Source organism: Wolbachia endosymbiont of Drosophila seguyi (assembly GCF_028981765.1).
Classification (GTDB): Bacteria; Pseudomonadota; Alphaproteobacteria; order Rickettsiales; family Anaplasmataceae; genus Wolbachia; species Wolbachia pipientis.
In genome coordinates, this window is record NZ_JAPQLM010000178.1 from 1 (window position 1) to 1,357 (window position 1,357).

Sequence of the window (1,357 nt, forward strand, 5' to 3'; positions counted from 1 at the left end):
AGATAATGTAGCTAAAGCAAGAATTAGAGGAAGAGGCACATTAGAAGTTACAATAAGCGCTAAAGATGTAAGTAACGTAAGAGTAGCTAAGGAACTAGCTATAAAATAAAATGTGTTAGCCTCACTAAGCAAATTGCTCATTACTCCCCTCCTCCCCCCACGTTCAGCAGTCTTGTATATATTTATTAAAATTCTCTTATCTGTGGAGGAATTATAGTGCTGCACCTACAACAAACTTTCCTTTTTCAGTCTACTAGCTAAAAATGGCTAAGGTTTTATGTATCCAGTGTACAACTGTACTCAAAATGTCTAGTGGCTATTGATCGGGGTAGAACATCCACTGGTATATCCAGGATCTTCCACAAATGAAGGAACAGACGTTTCGCCTGGCAAATATTGTGCAGCTTCTTCTACTAACACAGACTTTGTTGCTTGAATCACTTGTAATATTACTTTTTTATCATCATCTCTGATCACTTCATTTTCCCTTACTAATTTTTCTACCTCATCTGTTACATATTCTATCATCCGTTGCAAAAAAAGCACTTCTTCTTTTTTCTTTTCCAATAAAGCTTTTGGAAGTTGTTCTATTTGAGAGGATTGCTTCAAAAGTGAACTGTTTAATTCTTTCACCTTATTATCGCGATCATCATTCACTGTTGTTAATGTGTTATCAGATTCTTTCTCTTCTTTTTGTAAAGATAATGACTCCTTTTCCAGCTCCTTAATTTTAGATAAGTACTCTTTCTCCTTTGTACACAATTTATCAACTTTACTTTCAAGATCAGTGCGCTTTTGACGTTCATCACTAACTTTACCTTCTAATTCTTTCTTTTCCTTTTCCGACTGGCATAACTTCTTCTCTAATTCTTCTATGTCGCTTTCTGAGCTCTCATGTTGTTCTTCCGATTCTAAAGTTTTTAATTGTTTTACTTCTTCTACTTCTACTTTTTTTCTTAACATAGTTAATTGAGTACGCAGAGAAGAAGCTTCCCTACTTTTATGTTCTAATTCCAAGTTTAATTCATCTTCATATTCCAATCTTAAGCGTAACTCATCTTCATATTCTGACTTTAAACATAACTTATTCTTTTCACTTTCTAATTTGCATTGACACAATTCCTCCATTAAAGAATCCACTTTTGCATTCAATCTTGTATTTTCATCACGTAACTCTTGGTGTTCAAGAGAAAGCATCTCCTCCTTATGTTCTAACTGACCTTTTACTTTTGCTTCCAATTCTACATTATTACTAATTATTTTACATGAAAGTGCAAGCACCAAAATAGATAATGTAGCTAAAGCAAGAATTAGAGGAAGAGGCACATTAGAAGTTACAATAAGCGCTAAAGATGTA

The 1,357-nt window shown here is 33.8% G+C and carries 1 protein-coding gene; it reads right to left on the bottom strand.

What is annotated here, in order from left to right:
* Positions 1-309: 309 nt before the first annotated feature.
* A partial coding sequence (locus OZD62_RS04595) for a coiled-coil domain-containing protein (RefSeq protein WP_275019529.1) occupies positions 310-1,357 on the bottom strand: 1,048 nt, incomplete at its 5' end.